Source organism: Salinimicrobium catena (assembly GCF_900102915.1).
Classification (GTDB): domain Bacteria; phylum Bacteroidota; class Bacteroidia; order Flavobacteriales; family Flavobacteriaceae; genus Salinimicrobium; species Salinimicrobium catena.
In genome coordinates this window covers 789,216-809,741 of the sequence record NZ_FNGG01000001.1, presented here as the reverse complement: position 1 = coordinate 809,741, position 20,526 = coordinate 789,216, and the positions used below count along the sequence as shown (strand labels likewise).

Sequence of the window (20,526 nt, the reverse complement as noted above, 5' to 3'; positions counted from 1 at the left end):
CTGTGGCACCTTTTAAAATCTTAGGGTAACCCCTGCCAAAAAGTTCCTTGTTGCCTGCGGATAATATCCCGCACCTTCATAGGTGACACCTTCCCAGTCATAAGTGTAGTAGTATCCATTAGAAACATATTCTTCATCGAATATATTGTTTACCAATCCCGTGAACACGATCTCCTCGAACAAAGGCGCGTCCTTCCAGGTGTATTGAATGTTGAAGTCATTGATGAAATAGTCTTCAAGCAGGGCGGCTTCATTTTCCAGGTTGCTCATATACTGTTCTCCCACATATTTGGAGAGCAACTTTAACTCCAGGTTTTCAACCGGGCGAAATTCCAGGATGTTACTGGCCACCACTTCGGGAGAATAGGAAATATCTGTCTTTCCGAAGCTACGTAATTCTCCGTCCCAGTTAGCGAACCATTCATCGTTCTTGTTGCGGCTTATCGCCACATTAGGTCTCCAGGTAAATTTGTCGCTAAATTTTACAGCTGCATCCACTTCGAGTCCTGCTCTATAACTGCTCCCGCTGTTTCTTCTAATTGGTGCACCAACATCATTCAATTCTCCCGTGAGTACCAGCTGGTTCTGGTAATCCATATAATACAGGTTGGTATTGATCTGTACTGCCTGAGTTTTAAAACGCCACCCCAGTTCATAATCGTTCAGTTCTTCCGGTTCAGGGTTCCCGTTCTCGTAATCTGAACGGTTAGGTTCCCTGTGCGCCCGTGCAAATGAAAAGTACAACTGGTTGGCATCAGAAATTTCATAGGTCATCCCCGCCTTCGGATTAAAAAAGGTAAAACGGTCATCAACGAAGAAAGGAGTTTCCTCTTCCTCTACTCCGTCAACTTCATAGTGCAACCTTCTTAACTGCAGGTCACCATAAAGGGAGAAATTCTCTGAAATCGCAACGGTAGCTTTTCCGAAGACATTGAAATCGCTCTTTTGAGACTGGTTGTCGTAATATCTCTGCAGAGGTGATGACGAGCGCGCAAACCTCGTATACACGATCTCTCCAAAATGGTCTCCCAGGTAGTTGTTCCAGGCACCTCCCGCAATTACTTTTAAATTGTCTTCTTCATACTGCACATTGAAGGTAGTACCATAAAAATCGTTCACCAGCCATTTCCGGGTAACCAGGTCACTTTCGGTGATCTCTTCGCCGTTTGCCGTAAAATTCTGCAGGCCATAAGCTGCCAGGTCTTCATCTGCGCGGTAAGATTCATAGAATCCGCGACCGTAAGTATAGTGCAGGGCCATGTTAGAGGACCAATTGCTGCCGTAGCTCTGGTTCCAGAGCAGCTGGTAATGGTCCTGTTTGTAATCGTCTACGTGATTTTCGTAAAACTGAAGGTTTCCGGCGTCATCTATATAAGCTCCAGCAGGATTGAATCTGCGGTCTTCCTGTAACTGATCGGCATCTATACCATCCCAGGCCTGATAGGTCACCTCGCTTCCGCCAAAAGTCAGGGCTTTGACCAAAGTTCCGCCGTCAACATAGGTTCCCTGGAAAAAATAGGATTTCAGATCACTCGAAGCCCGGTCGATATATCCGTCACTTTTGATCACAGAAGCCCTTCCGGCAAATTCCCAGTGATCTTTAAACAATCCGCTGCTGAATTTCACCGTATGCTTTCGGGTATTGTAAGAACCAAAACTGTTGGAAATCTCTGCGGAAGGCTCCACCTTATACCGGTCTGTAAGCACGTTGATACTCGCACCAAAAGCCCCGGCGCCATTGGTAGATGTCCCCACCCCGCGTTGCAGCTGAAGGTTCTCTACCGAAGAGGCGAAATCTCCAAGGTTTACCCAGAAAGTTCCCTGGCTTTCGGCATCATTGTAAGGCACACCGTTAATGGTCACATTTACGCCTCTGGATTCTGTTCCCCTTACCCTGATGCTGCTGTACCCAATGCCGGCACCCGCATCACTGGTGGTCACCACCCCCGGCATATACTGCATGAGGCTGGGAATATCTTGCCCCAGGTTGCGATCTTCGATCTCTTCGTTGCTCAAATTACTATACGTGATAGGCGAATCTGCAGTTACACGAACCGCTGACAAGAAAACTTCTTCAAGTTCTTCGGCGGCATCGCTCATGTCGACGTCGAGGATCATATTCCTACTAAGGTCGATGGGAATCCTTTTTTGATTACCGTTAGAGAAAATAAGGACATATTTCCCGGCTTCAAGGCTAAGGGAATATTCTCCCTGGCTGTTGGTCTGGGTACCTTGAGAGGCACCTTCTACCCTTACGATAGCTGTTGTTAACGGAATTTCGCCGTCGGTTACCTTTCCGGAAACCTGGTACTGCTGGGCAACAAGATTAAAGGATCCCAATAAAATCGTGGCGATTAAGAATAGGTTTTTCATTCGTAATAAAATTGTTTACGAATAAAAGGGGTAATTATTCTTGAATTAAAATTTGATAAAAAAATCCTGAGAACCATTCAATTTAAATTGCAGAAACGGTTTTCAGGAGTGCATATACTTAGCGCTTTTTAGCGCCGATCCCTTGGCAGCATTACCTGCCCAGGTTCTTTGGGTATGATCTCAGCTTCCTCCGGAATTTATCCGGAGTAGGCACCCCTTTGAGACGCCGCAAATGTAACAGGTTTTTTTCGATTTAACCTAATTTTTAGGGCTTTCGAACAAAAAGCTTTTAAATTTATCTTTTTCAGCTTTTTATGACTAAAAAAAGGCCATCTATTACCATTACCGTCTTTGCCGGATACTTCCTGTTGGCAGCTTTGGCGGGCTTCGCCGTATGGTTCGTGTACAACCAGGTAGTCACCTACACCAGCATGACCGAGAGGAACAATACCGGTAACGAAAAGTTGCTGCTGGTAGGAGAAGCCGCCACTAAACTATACGAAGCCGAAAGCCTGAGCCGGCAACTCATTCAATCCGGAAACCTGGAAGGGCTGGACACCTTCACAACCAAAATAGATTCCATTAAAATGACGCTTTCTTCGCTGCAGGAAGCTCATCCTGATAATACACTTGAAAAAGAGATAGACAGTATCAACATCCTGCTCTCCCAAAAGGCCGATAACCTCGAAGAATTACTGAAGCTAAGGGCAACCGGGGAAACAGAAAGTTATTATTCCAGGGTACTGGAAGAACTCAGCAAAGTAGACCAGACCTTTGAAGATCCTAAATACGAGGAGCGATTTAAAGACCTGGAGCCACACCAAAGAAGCGTTTTAATAAAACTTCTGGAATATTCAAAAGAAGACAACCCAGAGCCGACAAGCCTTACAGCAGACTCCCTCATCATCGCCGTAAAATCTGTTCTAAACGAACTGGAGAAAAGGGAAAGACAATATCGTATCGCTCTAAGAAGCAAGGAAAATGAACTGCTCGCCAATGAGATCAAGCTCAACAGCAGGTTGAGAAGCCTGCTTTCAACCATAGAGTCTGAAGAAAGGATCAAATCCCTAAGCCAGGTGAACACCTGGCAGGACACTGTTGAGAGGACCTCCAAGACCATCGCTATCCTGGGAGCAGTAAGCCTCTTGATCATCCTAATTTTCATCTTCCTGGTCATACGCGATGTGTCAAGAAGTCAGCGGTACCGTATGCAGCTCGAAAATGCGAAAATGTATGCGGAATCCCTATTAAAAAGCAGGGAACAGTTCATGAACACTGTTACACATGACTTGAGATCTCCGCTGAATTCGGTAGTTGGCTATACCGGTCTTTTGGAAAAAACGGGCCTCAACAAAGCTCAAAACAGGTATTTGAATCAGCTGAAAAAATCATCAGACTATCTGCTTCACCTGGTGAACGACCTCCTGGACCTCTCCAAACTTGAAGCCGGGAAAATGACCATTGAAGAACTGAGCTTTAATCCGAAGAACCTTATTGAAGAAACTGTAGAAAATGCCATTCCTCCTGAAAAACCCGAAGAGGTAGAGGTGCTGGTAAATGTTTCTGAAGAACTGGATCGCCCGGTGATCACAGATCCTTTCCGCATTAAACAGATCATTACCAACCTGGTGAGCAATGCCTGCAAATTCACAGAAAAGGGAAGTGTCGAAATCAATGCATGGCTGGCTGAAAAGGATATCCTGAACATTGAGGTAAAGGATACAGGAATCGGCATTTCTGAAGAACAAAGAGAGAAAGTTTTCGAAGAATTCTCCCAGGAGGACAGTTCTATTGAAAAAAAATACGGTGGATCGGGGCTTGGCCTAGCGATCAGCAAAAAGCTCACCGACCTTCTCAAAGGAAAGATAAGCCTTGAAAGTGAACCCGGCAAAGGAAGTACTTTTGTGGTGCAGATCCCGGTTAAACTTGCGAAGAACCACGAAGAGGAAACGGATGTAAAGAAAAAGGAACTGAGGGATCTTAAGGAGCACTCGGTCCTGATCGTGGATGATGAACCGGCCCAGCTTGGCCTGCTTAAAGAATTCATCAAATCTACCGGAATGTCCTACCGCACCGCCACCAATGGCAGAGAAGCCCTGCAAAAACTGAAGGCCGAGAAAGCCGACCTGGTACTCACCGATATTCAGATGCCCAGTATGAACGGACATGAACTTCTTTCAGAGATCAACAATAATCCAGAAGTGCCAAGGGTTCCGGTGATCGCTCTATCCGGGCAACCCAATGTGACTCCCGCTGATTACTTAAAAGAAGGATTTAAAGGCAGCCTTTTAAAACCCTATTCTTCGGAAAAATTATTGGAATTGATCGCCGATGTACTGCATGTGGAGCTTCAGAAAAAGGAAAAAAAGAAGATCACTCCTAAAGATCCACATAAGAAATATACGTTGCAGGAAGTAAGGACCTTCGCGGGGGAAGACCAGGAAGCTCTGAATGCGATCCTAACCGCCTTTGTACAAAGCACCAGGAACAATCTTGAGGACCTCAACCGGGCCGCTCATAAAGAAGATTATGACAAGGTTGCGAACCTGGCGCATAAAATGCTACCTATGTTTAGGCAGCTGGGAATAGAACACCTGGTTTCCCGTCTTGAAATACTTGAAAAAGGAAAAACTGAAGAGCTGAAAAAGATCGATCTGCACCGGTTGACCCGGGAGATCAATGAGCTGCTGCAGGACCTGGACCAGGAGATCAAAGTTTGATCCCGTATTGCTTCAGTTTATTGTAAAGCGTCTTCCTATCTATGGAAAGTAATCTCGCGGCCTTACTTTTATTACCATGTGCTTTTTCCAAAGCATCAAGAATGAGCTCCTGTTCATTCTTGTTCTTGAACAGGCTGTAAGAAGATTCGGGTACCTCTTCTTTCTCAGCAGTTCTTACCTCATGAGGCAGCACCTCCACCTCGATCATATCCTTCTGGGTAAGCAAAACAGCTCTTTTTACCGCATTTTTCAGCTCTCTTAAATTTCCGGGCCAGGGATAGGACTTAAAAGCAGTGATCGCTTCATCAGAAAAACCGGCGACATCTTTTTCCAACTCCTTATTGGCACTGTCAAGAAAATAATTGGCAAAGATCATGAGGTCCTCCTGCCTGTCCTTTAGCGCCGGTACCTTGATGGTGAATTCATTAAGTCGATGGTAAAGATCTTCCCGAAAATCGCCTTTTTTGACCAGCTCAAAAAGATCTTCATTGGTAGCGGCGATCACCCTGATGTCGACTTTGATCTCGGTATTGCTTCCTACAGGTTTTACCTTTCTTTCCTGCAAGGCTCTGAGTAACTGCACCTGGAGCTCGTAACTTAAATTCCCTATCTCATCCAGGAAAATGGTTCCTCCATTGGCAGCTTCAAAGTGCCCCGTCTTGTTGGTCACTGCACCGGTAAAAGATCCTTTAACATGACCAAAAAATTCACTGGAAGCCAGTTCCCGCGGAATGGCCCCGCAATCTACTGCTATGAAAGGCTGGGAATTTCTTTTGCTTTTGTTGTGAATGCTTTTCGCTATCTGTTCTTTTCCGGTACCGCTTTCCCCCATGATGAGGACAGACATATTGGTAGGTGCTACAAGGTCAATATAATTGTTCAGCTTGGCGGAAGCGTCACTAACACCTTTAATATAGGTATCTGTAACGGTTTTGGACTTCGGCTGTGCGGCAGGTTTAGGGGCAGGTCTTGTAACTTCGGACTGCTCCATTTGAAGTGCGGTTTGTATGGAATCAAGGATAACTTCAGGATTAAAAGGTTTGGCAATATAGTCTACCGCACCTTCTTTCATAGCGTTTACCGCCATGCTTATTTCGGCATAGCTGGTCATCATGATGACGCCGGTCTGGGCATTTTTTTGCTTTACCGCCTTCAGAATCTCCAGGCCTTCTTTATCAGGCAGGCGCACATCAGAAATAATGACGCCATAATCCGTGTCCTTTAAAAGATTAAGAGCTTCGGTAGCCGTATACACCGCATCGACCTCATATCCTTTCTTCAAAAGAAAGGTCTTGAGCATGGTGCAGAAAGCTACATCGTCTTCAACTAATAGAATTTTGGCCATAAATCTTTAAACTCTCCACAAAATTAGGTTTTTATGAAGCGCCAAATCCAAAAATAAGTATAAAAAAAAGGAGCTTTACAGCTCCTTTTCTGAAAAATTTAACCTTGTTAAGGTATAACTTAACCTCCGTTTCTTCAGACCTCCCGTCTCGATCATTCTCTTCATCGTAAAGACGCTTGTAGGGAAAACGACAATATGATTAACAGAATGACAATCTATAACATGTGTGCCTATGGGAGGTCTGCCACCAGGAGTCGGTTTCTCCTATTCGCGGCGGTCAAAGATTACTTATCCTTTTTATCTTTATCAATCCAGTTACCCTGGGCATCTGCGTAAAGCTCTTTTTGCTCTCCTTCAGCAGTCTGCACCACGAGTTTGAATTTTTGCTCACCTTCTTTTTCTTTTACATGAGCTTCTGCAATTACAGCACCTGCAAAGTCGCGCTCTACAGCTTGTTGTACTTCGGCAGGCAATTCAGCTACTTCAACCTGACGCCACTCGGCTTTTTGTTCAGTTTGCTCAACGGCAACTTCTGCTTCAGCGTTTGCTACTTGCGCATTCATAGTCTGAGTTGAAAAAATCATTGCTGATGCGGCTACTACAGATAAAACTATCTTTTTCATAATTCAATTTTTTTTGTTTGTTACTAATTCAAGTTTTTAAGGTTGTTAGGTATAGAGCTATAAACATACCAATTCGCCCACATCACCTTTAAGCCCAGCATATACGGGGATTTATAATTACCTTAACGAATGTGTAGAGTGGGTAAAACTGGGATTTTTCCCCAAAAAATTGTAGAATTATTCCTCAGTTAAGCTTCGACTTCTATTCCTTGAGAGGGTCACGGCGGGAAGCCTTCTTTTCTGAACGATGCTTTTTCTCTCTGAGGCGCTTAAGCTTTGCAGCCTTGGAAGGTTTTGTCTTTTTACGGGTTTTGGGTTTTTTCAGCCCTTCCCTGATCAATTCCAGGAATCGTTGGGTCACGATCTCCTTGTTCTTGAGCTGACTTCGGGATTCGTCACACTGCAGAATAAGTTCGTTACTGGTGGTAAGACGGGATTGGAGTTTTTTCTGAAGTCCGGCCTTTTCATCATCTGAAAAAGCTGTTGAAGAAGCCAGGTCAAAGTGAAGTTCAACCTTGGAGGACACCTTATTCACATTTTGTCCTCCGGCTCCCGAACTCCGTACCGCTTTGTACCAGGCTTCGTGTATGAGTTGTTTTTCGTCCACTGCTATTTGACCAGGTGGGTCGGTTTCAGCAGGTCGGCCACAGTCTTGACAGGATTGAAGGTCTCTACTGGAACTTCCACAAAAATGCTGATCCAGTTAGACATGGCCCCATTCCATAATCCGGGAAGTTCCAGGGCTTTCAGCTCCTTACCGTCTTTGGTCTTATTGGCGATAAAACTGGTTTCCTCATCCACGAATTCATGCAGGTCAAACTTCTTGCCTTTATAATCCTTAAAGGAACACACAATATCTACAGGATTAAAGTGAGTTGCTTCCTGCGCGATCTTGCTCTGCTGGTAATTTTCGTGGTCTATCTGTGAACCTTCCACGATCTGCAAGGAGATCTCCCCGTTCTTATGGGTCACCCAAAATGGGCCTCCGCCGGGTTCGCCCTCGTTCTTTACCATTCCACAGACCCTTAAAGGCCTGTTGAGCTTTCTTTTTAGAGTGAAAACTTTTTCTTCAGTTGACAGTTCATCAAAGTTTATACTTAGACCGGAATTGAGCTCCTTCTGAACAAAATCGATCATCTCCTCCAGATCATTCTGACTAAGTTCCTTTTCAAGCTGCTGCAAACAGCTGAAGATCTTGTCCTGCAGCTCCAGGAGTTTTCCTGCCAGCATTTCCTTGTTTTCTTTCAGCACCTGCCGGTTCTTCGGGATCACCACGTTATCGATGTTCTTGATAAAAATGACATCGGCCACCTGGGCATTGAGATTCTCAATAAGCGCCCCGTGGCCACCGGGCCTGAAGAACAGGTCGCCGTTCTCGTCACGAAATGGCTCATTTTCTTTGGTAACGGCAATGGTATCGGTTTCGGGATCTTGATAAGAGTAGGAGATGTGAAAATCTTTTCCCGTTTCCTTTTCAAGGGTCGGAATCACTTCTTTTGCCTCGGCTTCGAATTTAGCGCGGTGCTCTTCGGAAACTGTAAAATGAATGCGCACCTTGTTTCCTGAAGAGGCATAATCAACAGCTTCTCTTAGATGCTCTTCAAAAGCTGAGGCCAGGTGCCCCTCATATTTATGAAACGGAACCAGGCCTTTTGGCTGGTCTCCCAGGTCCAGCCCATCCTCTTCCAGCATGGTCTTCACAAAATAATATTGCTGTTTATCTTCGGAAAGCTGGTCGTAGTCCGAATGCTTCTTTCGAAGTATCTCCAAGGCGTTATCATAAAATGGTAGATCTTTCATTCGGCTGAAGAAAAGCTCCAGCTTAGGGTCATTTTTGCGCTCCACATAATCCTCGAGGTTTTCCTTCTCGGGATCGTATTCCTCCAGAAATTGATAAAAAGCTTTGAACATTCGCGTCGCTGCCCCGGAAGCCGGCACGAATTTTAGAATATCCAGCTCCTCTTTCTTATTTTCATATATCCCAACGAGATCCTCCTTTTCCTCTTCAGAAATTGCCAGGATCCCATTCCTTAAAGTGGCAGCCTCCCGAATATTGACCACTACATTACCCCGTTCGAAAATAGCTATTTGTTGTTCTACTTTTTCCGGAGATATTCCTTTCTGCTTTATTTGCTTTAAGTCTTTATTATTAAATCCCAACTTCTTTACTTTTTATAAGTTCCTCAATCATTTTTACAGCCATAGCAAATCGCTCCTGCAAATTTCCCTTCAGGATGTGATATGGCTTGTTGTAATTGTCTAATGGTTCTTTGAATTTGGCGAACATAAGATCCCGTTGATGGGGCCGGTCGCGCAAATCGTCTTCAACCCAGGGAACGTCAATATACGTTAAAAAATAGAGATCGTAATGAGCATTTAACGCATGTTTAAGAAGTGCCGGCTCACAGAATCCGTCAAAATAAGCGGCAGAATAAACAGCTGTTTCGAGCAGGTTGGTATCGCAAAAAAGCACCTTATTGGCCTCCCTGGCTTTCTCATTTTCTATGGCCATTTGCCCCTGTGCAATAGGCAGGATATCTTCCATGCTACAGATCTCCTGTTGCTCATCCCACTTCTCCTGTAAATAATCGCGCGAGAATTCGGGCACCCATTCAGTATTAAAATGGGCAGCCAGCATTCTTGCCAGAGTGGTCTTTCCGGTAGATTCGGGTCCGTAGAGCACCACCCTTAGGCAGTCACAGGATTCTTGTTCAAGCTTTCTTTCCATGCTAAGTAGCCAGAAATGGCGATTATTGTAAATAAGAAATACTGGAGACTGGTAAAAGTCAGCCCCTTGTAAAAATACAGCGGGACCGAGATGAGGTCGCCAATGATCCAGTAGATCCAGTTCTCGATCTTTTTACGGGCCATCAGCCACATTCCCACAAAGAAAATGGCCGTGGTCACGGTATCAATATAAGCGGTCCAGTTGTTCCATTTGTCGAAAGCCTCGTAAACTCCATACACAAAGATGAGCGTTCCCACAAAGATCAGCACGCTCCACAGCTTTTCTTTTGAGGTGGTACGGGTAACCGGAGTAAAATGCACTGCATCCACCTTTCTTGTCCATACATACCAGCCATATACACTCATGCTGGCATAATAGAAGTTGATCATCATGTCTCCCAGCAGTTCCCATTGCCACAGCAGGTAAACAAAAATGACCGTACTTATTATACCCGTCGGGTATACCAGAATATTCTCCTGCTTGGAATACCAGACTGAAAGAAAACCAAAGATCACCGCGATGATCTCCAGAATGATGAATAGAGTGGGGTAATCCTGGTACTGCTGAAAGAAGAAATCAAAAATTGGCTGCATAGTCGCTCCTGTTGCTCTTCACGATCTTCATGGTCATGAGCACATGATCCAGGTTCTGGAAGGTCTCTTTGATCTCCTCGGTCAGGAATTCCATCAATTTATCATAATCGCCGTATATCTGAGTACTTAAAGGATTTTCCATTACTGTAAAACCCGAATTCCTGAGGTCTTTTATGAATTTCTTGATCGGGGGCTCAAAATCATCCTGAAGCGGAGTAAGAGCAAGTTCAACTGAAATTTGCATTCTAAAAGTCTTTATTTATAAACTAAAACAGGCCGGTAAGACCATTTCGCTAATCAAAATTAGGAAGTTTAACACTTTTGGAAAGTCTTTTTCTCAATTAATTTGACGAACACGCTGCAGTGGCAGTAAAGAATTCGCCTTTCTCAAAGGCTGTACCCACCACCACCATATCGGCTCCGGCGGCATAAGCGGCTTCAAGTTGTTGAGAGGAACGAATTCCGCCCCCCACGATGAGAGGAATGGAAACAGCATTTTTGACCGCTTTTATGATCTCTTCGGAAACCGGCTTCTTGGCCCCGCTTCCTGCTTCCAGGTAGATCAGTTTTTTACCTGAAAACTCTCCGGCCAAGGCCGTTTTTACGATCTCCTCTGGTCTTTCCTGTGACATGGGAAGGGTTTTACTTACTCTTTGTACCGCGCACTCTCTTCCGCCGTCAACCAGAATGTAGCCGGTAGGGATCACTTCCAGGTCCATATTTTGAAGGCTGTCAACTGCCTGTACCTGTTGCTCGATAAGGTACTCGGGGTTCCTTCCGGAGATAAGGCTCAGGAACAATAAGGCATCGGCCAAAGGGGTGATCTGCGAATGGTCTCCGGGGAAAATGATAATGGGCAGAGAGGTCTCCTGCTTCAGGCGTTCTATACAGGCTTCGGTCCTACCCTTTTCCACTGTGCTTCCGCCCACAAAAAGATGCGTGGTGAATTCGGGGATCTTCTTCAAAAATGAAGAAACCACATCAGCTTCAAATTTGTCCGGATCAATGAGTACGGCCAACAGTTGACCTTGTCCGACAATAGACTCAAAAATGCCATTTTTCACCAACCTCATCCGGTTATCGGTTTTTCCTCCTTCGGCATGGCATAGACACAGGTAAAACCTTCAAATTCCAGGAAATCGAAATCATACCAGGAAACGCTGCCGTTAAAAGATATCTTTCCGGTGGTCCTTTGATCGTCAAAATCAAAGTCGGTGATATTGATGTGTTGCAGAAAACTGACCTTAGGAGTGGCGTAGATCTTATAGACCGCTTCCTTGGCACCCCAAACTATGGTAAGCTTCCTTACCAAAGCATCTGAATTGGCCAGGGTGCGGTATTCCTCTATCGGAGTGAACTTGTGTGCGATCAAAAGGATCTTTTCACGCTGCTTTTCAATATCTATCCCCACTTCCCTTTTTCCGATGATTATAGCCGAAAACGTAAAGGAATGGGTAATGGAAATATGATTATCATCTTTTAAATGCGGTTTCCCCTGCTCATCATAATACAGGTCGTGGTCTGAATAACCTTCCGCAGCCAAAAGATGGCGTACGCTCATAAAACCACGACGATGCAGGTCACTTTTCATGCCATCCACCCTCTCCTTGCAATGAGCAGTAAGCTCAATACCACGACTTAAGTCCTCATATGGCTCTTCTATCTTCCAAATGAGGACTTTAGTATCGGCGTCTATTGTTATTCTTTTGTAAAGGGGCATAAAAAATGTTATATATTCTGTATTTTTGCACTTCAGAAAAAGCTAAATCAAATATAAGAATATGTCAACGAAAACAGCACCTTATACTGCGTATAAAGTAAAAGATATTTCCCTTGCCGACTGGGGGAGAAAAGAGATAGAACTGGCCGAAGCCGAGATGCCGGGGTTAATGTCATTGAGGGAAGAGTACAAGGACGAGCAGCCACTTAAAGGCGCGCGCATTGCCGGATGTCTTCACATGACCATCCAAACTGCCGTGCTTATTGAAACCCTTGTAGCTTTGGGTGCTGAAGTTACCTGGAGCTCTTGTAACATCTTCTCTACCCAGGATCAGGCCGCCGCGGCGATTGCCGATGCAGGGATCTCTGTTTACGCGTGGAAAGGAATGACTGCGGAAGAATTCGACTGGTGTATAGAGCAGACCCTTTTCTTTGGAGAAGAGCGTAAGCCACTTAACATGATCCTTGATGACGGGGGTGACCTTACCAATATGGTGCTGGATAAATATCCGGAGCTTGCTGAAGGGATCAAAGGTCTTTCTGAAGAGACCACTACCGGAGTTCACAGGCTTTACGAGCGTATGAAGAACGGAACCCTTCCTATGCCTGCCATCAACGTGAACGACTCTGTGACCAAGTCAAAATTCGACAACAAATACGGATGTAGAGAAAGTGCGGTAGACGCGATCCGTCGTGCTACAGATGTGATGCTTGCCGGAAAAAGAGTAGTTGTTTGCGGGTACGGAGATGTTGGTAAAGGTACTGCCGCTTCTTTTAGAGGAGCAGGTTCTATAGTTACCGTGACTGAGATCGACCCAATTTGCGCTCTGCAGGCTGCAATGGACGGTTTTGAAGTGAAAAAACTGGAAACCGTTTTACCTAAGGCAGACATCGTGATCACCACCACCGGGAATAAGGATATCGTAAGAGCCGAGCATTTTGAGGCGATGAAAGACAAGACCATCGTTTGTAACATCGGTCACTTCGACAATGAGATCCAGGTTGCATGGCTAAACGAGAACCACGGAGACACTAAAGTGGAGATCAAGCCACAGGTTGACAAATATACCATCAACGGAAAAGATATCATTCTTTTAGCTGAAGGTCGTTTGGTTAACCTTGGTTGTGCTACCGGCCACCCAAGCTTTGTGATGAGTAACTCGTTCACAAATCAGACTTTGGCGCAGATCGAACTTTGGAAGAATACTGATAAGTACAAGAACGAAGTTTACATGCTTCCGAAGCATCTTGATGAGAAAGTGGCCAAGCTGCACCTTGACAGAATAGGAGTTGAATTGACCGAATTGAACGAAGAGCAGGCCAAATACATTGGCGTGACTGTTGAAGGTCCTTTCAAACCGGAATATTATCGTTACTAGACGTTAGACGTTAGACAAAATAAAAAAATCCTCTTTGGAACTTCCAAAGGGGATTTTTTTATCGCATCCACCAGTTTATAATGACGGCGGCAACTATAATGATAAAAAGCGCTACAAACAGCCAGATCCAGAATTTAGTCGGGGTGACTCTTTCTGCCCCCGGACTTGGATCTTTTAGGAGCCCGTTCTCACGCAACAAAGCACCTGCCTTTTCCTCCTGCCCTCTTACCACCTGTACTCTTACAACAAGACCAGAAGTATTTTTTTCATCAAGAAACCTGTAATCAATGTTGTTCTGTTCAAAAATATTCCTCAACAGGAAAAGTTGATTCTGTTTTCGCGTTTCCCAAATAGTAGTATACTCCATTAGATCCTGTTTATGGCGCGGTCATGAACCAGCCTATTAGAATGGCCACCAGGATAAGCACCAAAGCCGCGAGAAAGATGAACATCCATTTTTTACCCCGGCTGGCAGAGGCTTCCCGGTGAGGATGCTCCACCTTGAGATATCCGCTCTCATGCAATATTTCCCGGGCCAGCGCACGGTCCTTCTCGGCAACCTGCAGGTAGAATTCCTTTTTACCTTCAGCAGAAGCCTGATCTTCATTGATCTTGTAATCAACGCCCTTACCCTGAAAAAGGCTTTTTAGCACGGCAACTTCAGATCCGTCGGTTGTGGCATAAACGGTAATGTAGTCCATATCCTTAATAGTTAGCCTATTAAAGATACAAAAAAACCCTTTCCGGAATTGGAAAGGGTTTGATATCTTAAAAAGATAAGGTCAACTATGCCTCGAACGGTTCGATAGAAACGTAAGACTTGTTATCTTTCTTTTTAGTGAATTTTACGATACCGTCAACTTTGGCATGTAAAGTATGGTCTTTTCCTGCGTACACATTCTCTCCTGGATTGTGAGCAGTACCTCTTTGTCTAACGATGATATTTCCGGCTACGGCAGCTTGTCCTCCAAAGATCTTCACACCTAAGCGTTTCGATTCTGATTCTCTACCGTTCTTAGAACTACCAACTCCTTTTTTGTGAGCCATTTTGTTTCGTTTTTACAGTGTTAAACTTTTAGCTTAAAGCAGCTACTAATTCGGCTTTTTTCATTGAAGAGTATCCTTCAACTCCTTTTTCCTTAGCCATTTCTCTTAATTCGGCAACTGTGTGAGAACTAAGATCGTTCTTTGGAGCTTCCTCTTTCTTTGAAGTTTCCTTCTTAGCCGAAGTTGATTTTTTAGAACCTGACACAGAGATTCCCTCGATAGAGATCTCGGTAAGTGACTGGCGGTGACCATTCTTCACACGGTAACCTTTTCTTCTTTTCTTTTTGAAAACAATAACTTTGTCTCCTTTTAGGTGCCTGGTGATCTTAGCTTCAACCAAAGCTCCATCTATAGCTGGGGCGCCTAAAGTGATGTTGTCACCGTCACCTGTCAGAAGAACTTTATCGAAAGAAACACTGTCTCCTTCTTCTCCTGTCAAACGGTTCACGAACACCTTCTGGTCTTTCGCAACTTTGAATTGCTGCCCTGCTATCTCTACAATTGCGTACATAGCGTCTTTAATTAAGGGTTTATTTACTTGCCTGCATAATTTTCAGGCGGGTGCAAATATACTCCTAATTAATTAATTTGCAAAGGCTAATATTTAATAGGTGTGTTTTTGCCCTTCCTTGGTATTCCAGCTTGGTTTGTAACGCTGCATAATGGCGAGAGCCATGACAAAACTGGTAGCGAATCCCATGAGAGCTACTGTAAAAACCAGCATTCCGATGTTCACAAACCAATCGGTTTCCCACATGGTTACCAGCTCGTTCGAGAATCGTGGGTTGAGTTCGCTGGCATAGATCGCGAAGAAGGCAGTGAAAATGACCGTGGCGATAAAACCGGTACCGAGAATTGTGGTAAATCCTTTTTGGTAAACAAATTTGGCTTTTTTCTCTGCACGGTATTTTTTCAATGCCCAATACATTCCCAGTCCCGTGATCACAATATTGAACACACTGTACACTGGATATTTATGCAGACCGAACAGGGAGAGCAGCAAGAAATAAGCTATAAGGCCTATTGCTATATAGATACCATACATTATTGGAACAGAATGTCTTTTCATGAACACAACTTTTTGATGTTTTTATAAATTTCCAAAAAATTAGACAGTATCTCCCTTAACACCATGTTAATTTAGAACCCTAGCTATTTTTCTCCCTAATTTTTCATCATTTTTCATGTAACGAATCATTCCTTACCCACACTTATTTATTGTTATAATCAAAATTTAATCTCATGACCAATAAGATCAAACTTGCAGCCTCTGCTCTTTTCCTGTGCTTTGCAGGAACTGCGCAAGAAGTTGAGTTTACAGAGTATACTCTGGATAATGGCCTGGACGTGATCCTGCACCAGGATAACTCAGCGCCAGTGGTAACAACTTCTGTAATGTACCATGTAGGCGCAAAAAATGAAGACCCTGAAAGAACCGGATTTGCTCACTTTTTTGAGCATCTTCTTTTTGAAGGAACCGAAAATATCGGAAAAGGCGAATGGTTCAAGATCGTCTCTTCGAATGGCGGAAGCAACAATGCCAATACAACCGATGACCGCACCTATTACTACGAGATCTTTCCTTCAAACCAGTTGGAACTCGGGCTCTGGATGGAATCTGAAAGGATGATGCACCCCATAATTGATCAGAAAGGAGTAGACACCCAGAACGAAGTGGTAAAAGAGGAAAAAAGACTGCGAGTTGATAATGCGCCTTATGGGAACATCCTGGCCGAAGTTAAAAAGAGGCTTTACACAAAGCACCCTTATCGTTGGGCTACCATCGGTTCAATGGAGCACCTCGATGCTGCTACCCTTGAGGAATTCCGGGCATTCAATGACAAATACTACGTGCCGAATAACGCCACTTTAGTAGTTGCCGGAGATATTGACATTGCGGAAACCAAGAAAATGATCAGCGATTACTTTGGCCCTATAGAAAAAGGAGAGCCGGTAGAGCAGATCAACATTCAGGAAGCTCCAATAACTGAAGAGATAAGGGGAACTTACCACGACCCAAACATCCAGATCCCTGCCATTGTCATGGCTTACCGAACTCCTTCAATGAAAGAAAGGGATGCTTACGTTCTGGACATGATCTCTGCTGTGCTTTCTGACGGAAAGTCTTCCCGGCTGTACAAAAAACTGGTTGACGACCAGAAGCAGGCTTTACAGATAGGCGCCTTCAATATTGCCCAGGAGGACTACGGCCAATATGTGGTTTTCGGACTTCCAATGGGAGAAACTTCTTTAGATACTCTTGTTTCTGAAGTGGATGAGGAGATCAAAAAACTGCAAACCGAACTTATCAGCCAGAGAGAATACGATAAACTTCAGAATCAATTCGAGAACCGCTTTGTGAACTCTAACAGCAGCGTTGCAGGAATAGCAAGTTCCCTGGCAACCTACCAAATGCTGTATGGAGATACAGACCTTATCAATGAGGAGATCGAGATCTACCGGTCAATCACCCGTGAAGATATCAAGCGCGTGGCCAACAAATACCTCAATCCAAACCAGCGTCTTGTTTTGGAGTATCTTCCTAAAAAAGATTCTGAAGAAGTAAACTAAAAATGAGAATGATGAAAAATAAATTTTTAGCCATAGCGATCCTGTTCCTAACTGCAACAGCGATGCAGGCACAAATAGACCGCAGCACCCAACCAGAAGCAGGTCCTGCTCCAGAGATCAACCTGGACAAACCAGATTCTTTTACTTTAAAGAACGGCCTTAAGGTAATGGTGGTAGAAAACCACAAGTTGCCTCGAGTTTCTATGGTGCTTACCATGGATAACCCACCGCACGCAGAAGGTGAAAAAACCGGTATTGCCCAGCTAATGGGTTCAATGTTAGGAGAAGGAACCAAAGACATTCCAAAAGACAAGTACAACGAGGAGATCGATTATCTTGGAGCCAGAGTAAATATGCACGCTTCGGGCGCTACGGCAAATACCTTGTCAAAATATTTTCCGCGTGTAATGGAGCTTATGGCAAAGGGTGCTTTAAATCCTAATTTTACGCAAGAAGAATTCCAAAAGAAAAAAGAGCGCATCCTGGAAGGAATAAAAGCTTCAGAAAAAGACGTGGCGCAAAATGCCCGCCGTATCAGTCAGGCTTTGAGCTACGGGAAAGATCATCCTTACGGCGAATTCATGACCACAGAAAGCGTGGAGAATCTTACCCTGGAGGATGTTAAAAACTACTACCAGTCGTACTACGTTCCACAGAACGCTTACCTGGTGGTAATTGGAGACGTAAAGACAAAGGAAGTAAAGAAACTCGCAAAAAAGCATTTTTCTGACTGGAAGCAAAAGCAACTTCCTGCCAACAACCTGCCAAAGGTCAACAATGTGGCACAGACCCAGGTCAACTTCGTGGATTTTCCAAATGCGGTACAAAGCGAGGTACAGGTGACCAATACCATTCAGCTTAAGAAAAGTGATCCTGACTATTTTGCGGTTCTGCTTGCCAACAAGATCCTTGGTGGAGGTGGTGAGGCCAGATTGTTCCTAAATCTTCGCGAGGATAAAGGGTATACCTACGGGGCTTACTCAAGCACAGGTGATGACAAGTATGCAGCCCGTTTTGTGGCCAGCGCCAGTGTGCGTAATGCCGTTACAGATTCGGCTGTTGTAGCTTTTCTTGACGAGTTGCACCGAATAAGAAATGAAAAAGTTTCTGCCGAAGAGCTGGCTAATGCGAAAGCGAAATATACCGGAGACTTTGTACTGGCTTTAGAGCGTCCTTCTACCATTGCTCAGTACGCTTTGAACATTGAGACAGACAATTTGCCGGAAGATTTCTACCAGACATATCTTAAAAAGATCAATGCTGTGACTGCGGAAGAAATTCAGGCAGCCGCCAAAAAATACTATTTGGCAGACAATGCCCGAATAGTAGTGGTTGGAAAAGGCAGCGAAGTAGCCGAAAAACTTGAAACCCTTACCTACAACGGAAAGCAAATTCCTGTAAAGTATTTCGACAAGAATGCAGATCCTATTGAGAAACCAAACTACAACAAGAAAGTTGCGGCAGATATGACTGCTGAAAAAGTGTTTAATAAATACATTGCAGCCATTGGAGGAGAAGAAGCCGTTAAAGATGTGGAATCTGTTTATATGACCGCGCAGGCTGAAATGCAGGGACAGAAACTTGATCTCTCTTCTAAAGTAACCGCTTCCGGAAAATCCCTTACCGAAATAGGTATGGGCGGGAATGTGATCCAGAAGCAGGTTTTTAACGGTACAGAAGGTTTCGTGGTAGCACGAGGGCAAAAAGTACCTTTCACTGAAGAGCAGATAGCCGCGGCCAAGGCAGACTCACACCCATTTCCTGAACTAAAGGCAGAGAACGCAACTTTAGACGGAATTGAAACGGTAAATGAGCAGGAAGCATACGTAGTGAAAATGGATGAAGCAACCACAAATTACTACAACACCGAAACCGGATTAAAGGTTCAGTCGGTTAAAACTGTTAAGCAGGGGCCACAAACCATGACAGTGCCGACCACTTACAGCAATTACCAGGAAGTAGAAGGAGTTAAATTTCCTTTTGAGATCTCTCAAAAAATGGGGCCAATGAGCATTGACTTTGAAGTATCAGAAATTCAGGTCAACAACAATGTTTCAGAGGCAGATTTTCAGTAGAAGATCGTGATAAGCTTTAGAGCCGGTTCCCTGGAGCCGGCTTTTTTTTTGCTCTAACAAGAACAAAATATAGCAAAAAATTAATACAGAAGGTTACGCCCAGAGCATTCAGGACAACTCAAGTGCATTTAAGATTACTTTTTGTCAAAGCTTTCCCAAATCACTTAGGTAAAAAAAGAAAAAGAAAAGATGATTTTACCCTACTTCAGCAGTAGATTCTTCTACAGTGATCTGAGGGTCTGTCTGAAGTTCAGCTAGTTCAGCCACTGCAAATTGCCATGCTAAAAGAGTAAAAAGGGCTACAAATAAGGCCAATCCGAAGAACATTCTCTTTATCATATCGCTTAGATTTAAGGTTGAACTTGTGAGTGTAAAGTTAAGGGTTAGTTAAAGAAAACCAAAAAATTTTAGCTATTTTTCTTTCGGCTGTTCACAACCCACACCCCCACAAGTATCACAACCCCAGACAATAACTGGAAAAACGAGAAATTCTCCCCGTCTAAAATTCCCCATCCCAATGCCACTATTGGCACCAGATAAGTTACTGATGTAGAGAAAACAGGATCTGATATCTGTATAAGCTTATTGAACATGATCAGAGCCGCACCTGTACCTATCATTCCCAGGATCGCCACGAACATCAGCGACAAAGGAACATCGGGTGCCGTTAAAACTTCCGCGGAAAAAAATCCGGTAGAAAACAGCACAATAAGGGCGGGGATAAGAATAACCATGAAATTCCCGGTAGTGATGGCCAGCGCAGGAATGGTCTGTAAATGTCTTTTGATCACATTCGCGTTCATTCCGTAAAAAAGTGAAGCCAGGATGACCAGCAATGAATACCAGTAATTCTGCCCCGGATTCAACGCCGCACCGCTGAGGATAAGTGCCGTTGTTCCAGCCAGGCCTATAAGCACACCTATGAATTTCCGCTTTACAAAAGCTGCTTCAAAGATGAAAACGCCCAGCAACATTGAAAGCAAAGGCGTGGTGGAGTTCAAGATGGAAACTATAGCACTGTCGATCTGGGTCTCGGCATAAGAGAACAGGTAAGCAGGAAAAAAAGTTCCGAAGAATCCTGAAAAAGCGATCCACTTCCATTGTCCGCCTTTTAAATGCCTCAAACTTCTAAGGCCTACCAAAATGAGGAAAAGGGCAGCAAAGACCACTCTGAGAGAACCCACCTGCAGTGCCGTAAGCCCCACAAGCCCTTTTTTAATGAGTATAAAAGAACTACCCCAAATCAATGACAGGAGGCCGAGGTAGACCCACTTCAGGTTTTTATCTGGCATGCTAAAAAATTAGGAGGCAAAAATCGGAATTAATCAAAAAGGGCAAAACGAAAGACCACTT

At 44.2% G+C, this 20,526-nt stretch carries 21 protein-coding genes; 4 read left to right on the top strand and 17 right to left on the bottom strand.

Annotated features, from left to right (window positions below; translation table 11 throughout):
* Positions 1–12: 12 nt before the first annotated feature.
* A complete protein-coding gene (locus BLS64_RS03690; protein WP_093111815.1) occupies positions 13–2,373 on the bottom strand; it encodes a TonB-dependent receptor in 2,361 nt (786 codons plus the stop codon).
* Between the two features lie 314 nt (positions 2,374–2,687).
* On the opposite strand from BLS64_RS03690, the gene BLS64_RS03685 reads away from it, so the two are divergent.
* Positions 2,688–5,093 carry a hybrid sensor histidine kinase/response regulator gene (locus tag BLS64_RS03685; RefSeq protein WP_093111813.1) on the top strand — a complete coding sequence of 802 codons (2,406 nt, stop codon included), beginning with the start codon at positions 2,688–2,690 and terminating at the stop codon, positions 5,091–5,093.
* Here BLS64_RS03685 and BLS64_RS03680 read toward each other — a convergent pair.
* The 9 genes from BLS64_RS03680 to BLS64_RS03640 form a co-directional block, all read right to left on the bottom strand.
* Complete coding sequence (locus tag BLS64_RS03680; protein WP_093111811.1) at positions 5,083–6,438, bottom strand: sigma-54-dependent transcriptional regulator; 1,356 nt, start codon at positions 6,436–6,438, stop codon at positions 5,083–5,085. The two genes, BLS64_RS03685 and BLS64_RS03680, sit on opposite strands and share 11 nt — an antisense overlap.
* A 284-nt stretch (positions 6,439–6,722) precedes the next feature.
* Complete coding sequence (locus BLS64_RS03675) at positions 6,723–7,061, bottom strand: hypothetical protein (protein WP_143019268.1); 339 nt, start codon at positions 7,059–7,061, stop codon at positions 6,723–6,725.
* Positions 7,062–7,263: 202 nt separating this feature from the next.
* Complete coding sequence (arfB, locus tag BLS64_RS03670; protein WP_093111807.1) at positions 7,264–7,668, bottom strand: alternative ribosome rescue aminoacyl-tRNA hydrolase ArfB; 405 nt, start codon at positions 7,666–7,668, stop codon at positions 7,264–7,266.
* Positions 7,669–7,670: 2 nt separating this feature from the next.
* On the bottom strand, positions 7,671–9,221 hold the full coding sequence (locus tag BLS64_RS03665) for a DUF4301 family protein (protein ID WP_093111805.1): 1,551 nt from the start codon (positions 9,219–9,221) through the stop codon (positions 7,671–7,673).
* Positions 9,211–9,789: an AAA family ATPase gene (locus BLS64_RS03660; RefSeq protein WP_093111803.1), complete on the bottom strand. Its 579-nt coding sequence runs from the start codon at positions 9,787–9,789 to the stop codon at positions 9,211–9,213. Before BLS64_RS03660 ends, BLS64_RS03665 begins: the two co-directional genes overlap by 11 nt.
* Entirely contained in the window at positions 9,750–10,382 is a 633-nt protein-coding gene (gene pnuC, locus BLS64_RS03655; RefSeq protein ID WP_093111801.1) for a nicotinamide riboside transporter PnuC, read from the bottom strand. Before pnuC ends, BLS64_RS03660 begins: the two co-directional genes overlap by 40 nt.
* A complete protein-coding gene (locus tag BLS64_RS03650) occupies positions 10,366–10,626 on the bottom strand; it encodes a YkoF family thiamine/hydroxymethylpyrimidine-binding protein (protein WP_093111799.1) in 261 nt (86 codons plus the stop codon). The genes pnuC and BLS64_RS03650 overlap by 17 nt, the downstream gene beginning before the upstream one ends.
* A gap of 97 nt (positions 10,627–10,723) precedes the next feature.
* A complete protein-coding gene (locus BLS64_RS03645) occupies positions 10,724–11,455 on the bottom strand; it encodes a phosphoglycerol geranylgeranyltransferase (protein WP_093111797.1) in 732 nt (243 codons plus the stop codon).
* Positions 11,452–12,102, bottom strand: coding sequence for a 4'-phosphopantetheinyl transferase family protein (locus BLS64_RS03640; protein ID WP_093111795.1), 651 nt, complete (start codon positions 12,100–12,102; stop codon positions 11,452–11,454). Before BLS64_RS03640 ends, BLS64_RS03645 begins: the two co-directional genes overlap by 4 nt.
* Positions 12,103–12,163: 61 nt before the next feature.
* On the opposite strand from BLS64_RS03640, the gene ahcY reads away from it, so the two are divergent.
* Positions 12,164–13,480 (top strand): adenosylhomocysteinase, encoded by a 1,317-nt coding sequence (gene ahcY, locus BLS64_RS03635; RefSeq protein ID WP_093111793.1) that lies wholly within the window; start codon positions 12,164–12,166, stop codon positions 13,478–13,480.
* Between the two features lie 58 nt (positions 13,481–13,538).
* Here ahcY and BLS64_RS03630 read toward each other — a convergent pair whose 3' ends face one another.
* From BLS64_RS03630 to BLS64_RS03610, 5 genes are all read right to left on the bottom strand, one after another.
* Complete coding sequence (locus BLS64_RS03630; protein WP_143019267.1) at positions 13,539–13,847, bottom strand: hypothetical protein; 309 nt, start codon at positions 13,845–13,847, stop codon at positions 13,539–13,541.
* A 10-nt stretch (positions 13,848–13,857) separates the two neighbouring features.
* Entirely contained in the window at positions 13,858–14,181 is a 324-nt protein-coding gene (locus BLS64_RS03625) for a hypothetical protein (protein ID WP_093111789.1), read from the bottom strand.
* A gap of 85 nt (positions 14,182–14,266) precedes the next feature.
* Complete coding sequence (rpmA, locus tag BLS64_RS03620; RefSeq protein ID WP_007646798.1) at positions 14,267–14,527, bottom strand: 50S ribosomal protein L27; 261 nt, start codon at positions 14,525–14,527, stop codon at positions 14,267–14,269.
* 28 nt (positions 14,528–14,555) lie between these two features.
* Positions 14,556–15,038, bottom strand: a complete 483-nt coding sequence (gene rplU / locus BLS64_RS03615) for a 50S ribosomal protein L21 (RefSeq protein WP_093111787.1) — start codon at positions 15,036–15,038, stop codon at positions 14,556–14,558.
* 93 nt (positions 15,039–15,131) lie between these two features.
* Positions 15,132–15,596 (bottom strand): DUF4199 domain-containing protein, encoded by a 465-nt coding sequence (locus BLS64_RS03610; protein ID WP_093111785.1) that lies wholly within the window; start codon positions 15,594–15,596, stop codon positions 15,132–15,134.
* Between the two features lie 173 nt (positions 15,597–15,769).
* Here BLS64_RS03610 and BLS64_RS03605 point away from each other — a divergent pair, with 173 nt between their 5' ends.
* Together BLS64_RS03605 and BLS64_RS03600 are read left to right on the top strand one after the other, a co-directional pair.
* A complete protein-coding gene (locus BLS64_RS03605) occupies positions 15,770–17,098 on the top strand; it encodes a M16 family metallopeptidase (protein WP_093111783.1) in 1,329 nt (442 codons plus the stop codon).
* Between the two features lie 8 nt (positions 17,099–17,106).
* Positions 17,107–19,173, top strand: coding sequence for a M16 family metallopeptidase (locus BLS64_RS03600; RefSeq protein WP_317039626.1), 2,067 nt, complete (start codon positions 17,107–17,109; stop codon positions 19,171–19,173).
* Between the two features lie 195 nt (positions 19,174–19,368).
* Here BLS64_RS03600 and BLS64_RS15140 read toward each other — a convergent pair whose 3' ends face one another.
* Complete coding sequence (locus BLS64_RS15140) at positions 19,369–19,512, bottom strand: hypothetical protein (protein ID WP_176763414.1); 144 nt, start codon at positions 19,510–19,512, stop codon at positions 19,369–19,371.
* Between the two features lie 68 nt (positions 19,513–19,580).
* Entirely contained in the window at positions 19,581–20,465 is an 885-nt protein-coding gene (locus BLS64_RS03595; RefSeq protein ID WP_093111780.1) for a DMT family transporter, read from the bottom strand.
* Between the last annotated feature and the right edge of the window lie 61 nt (positions 20,466–20,526).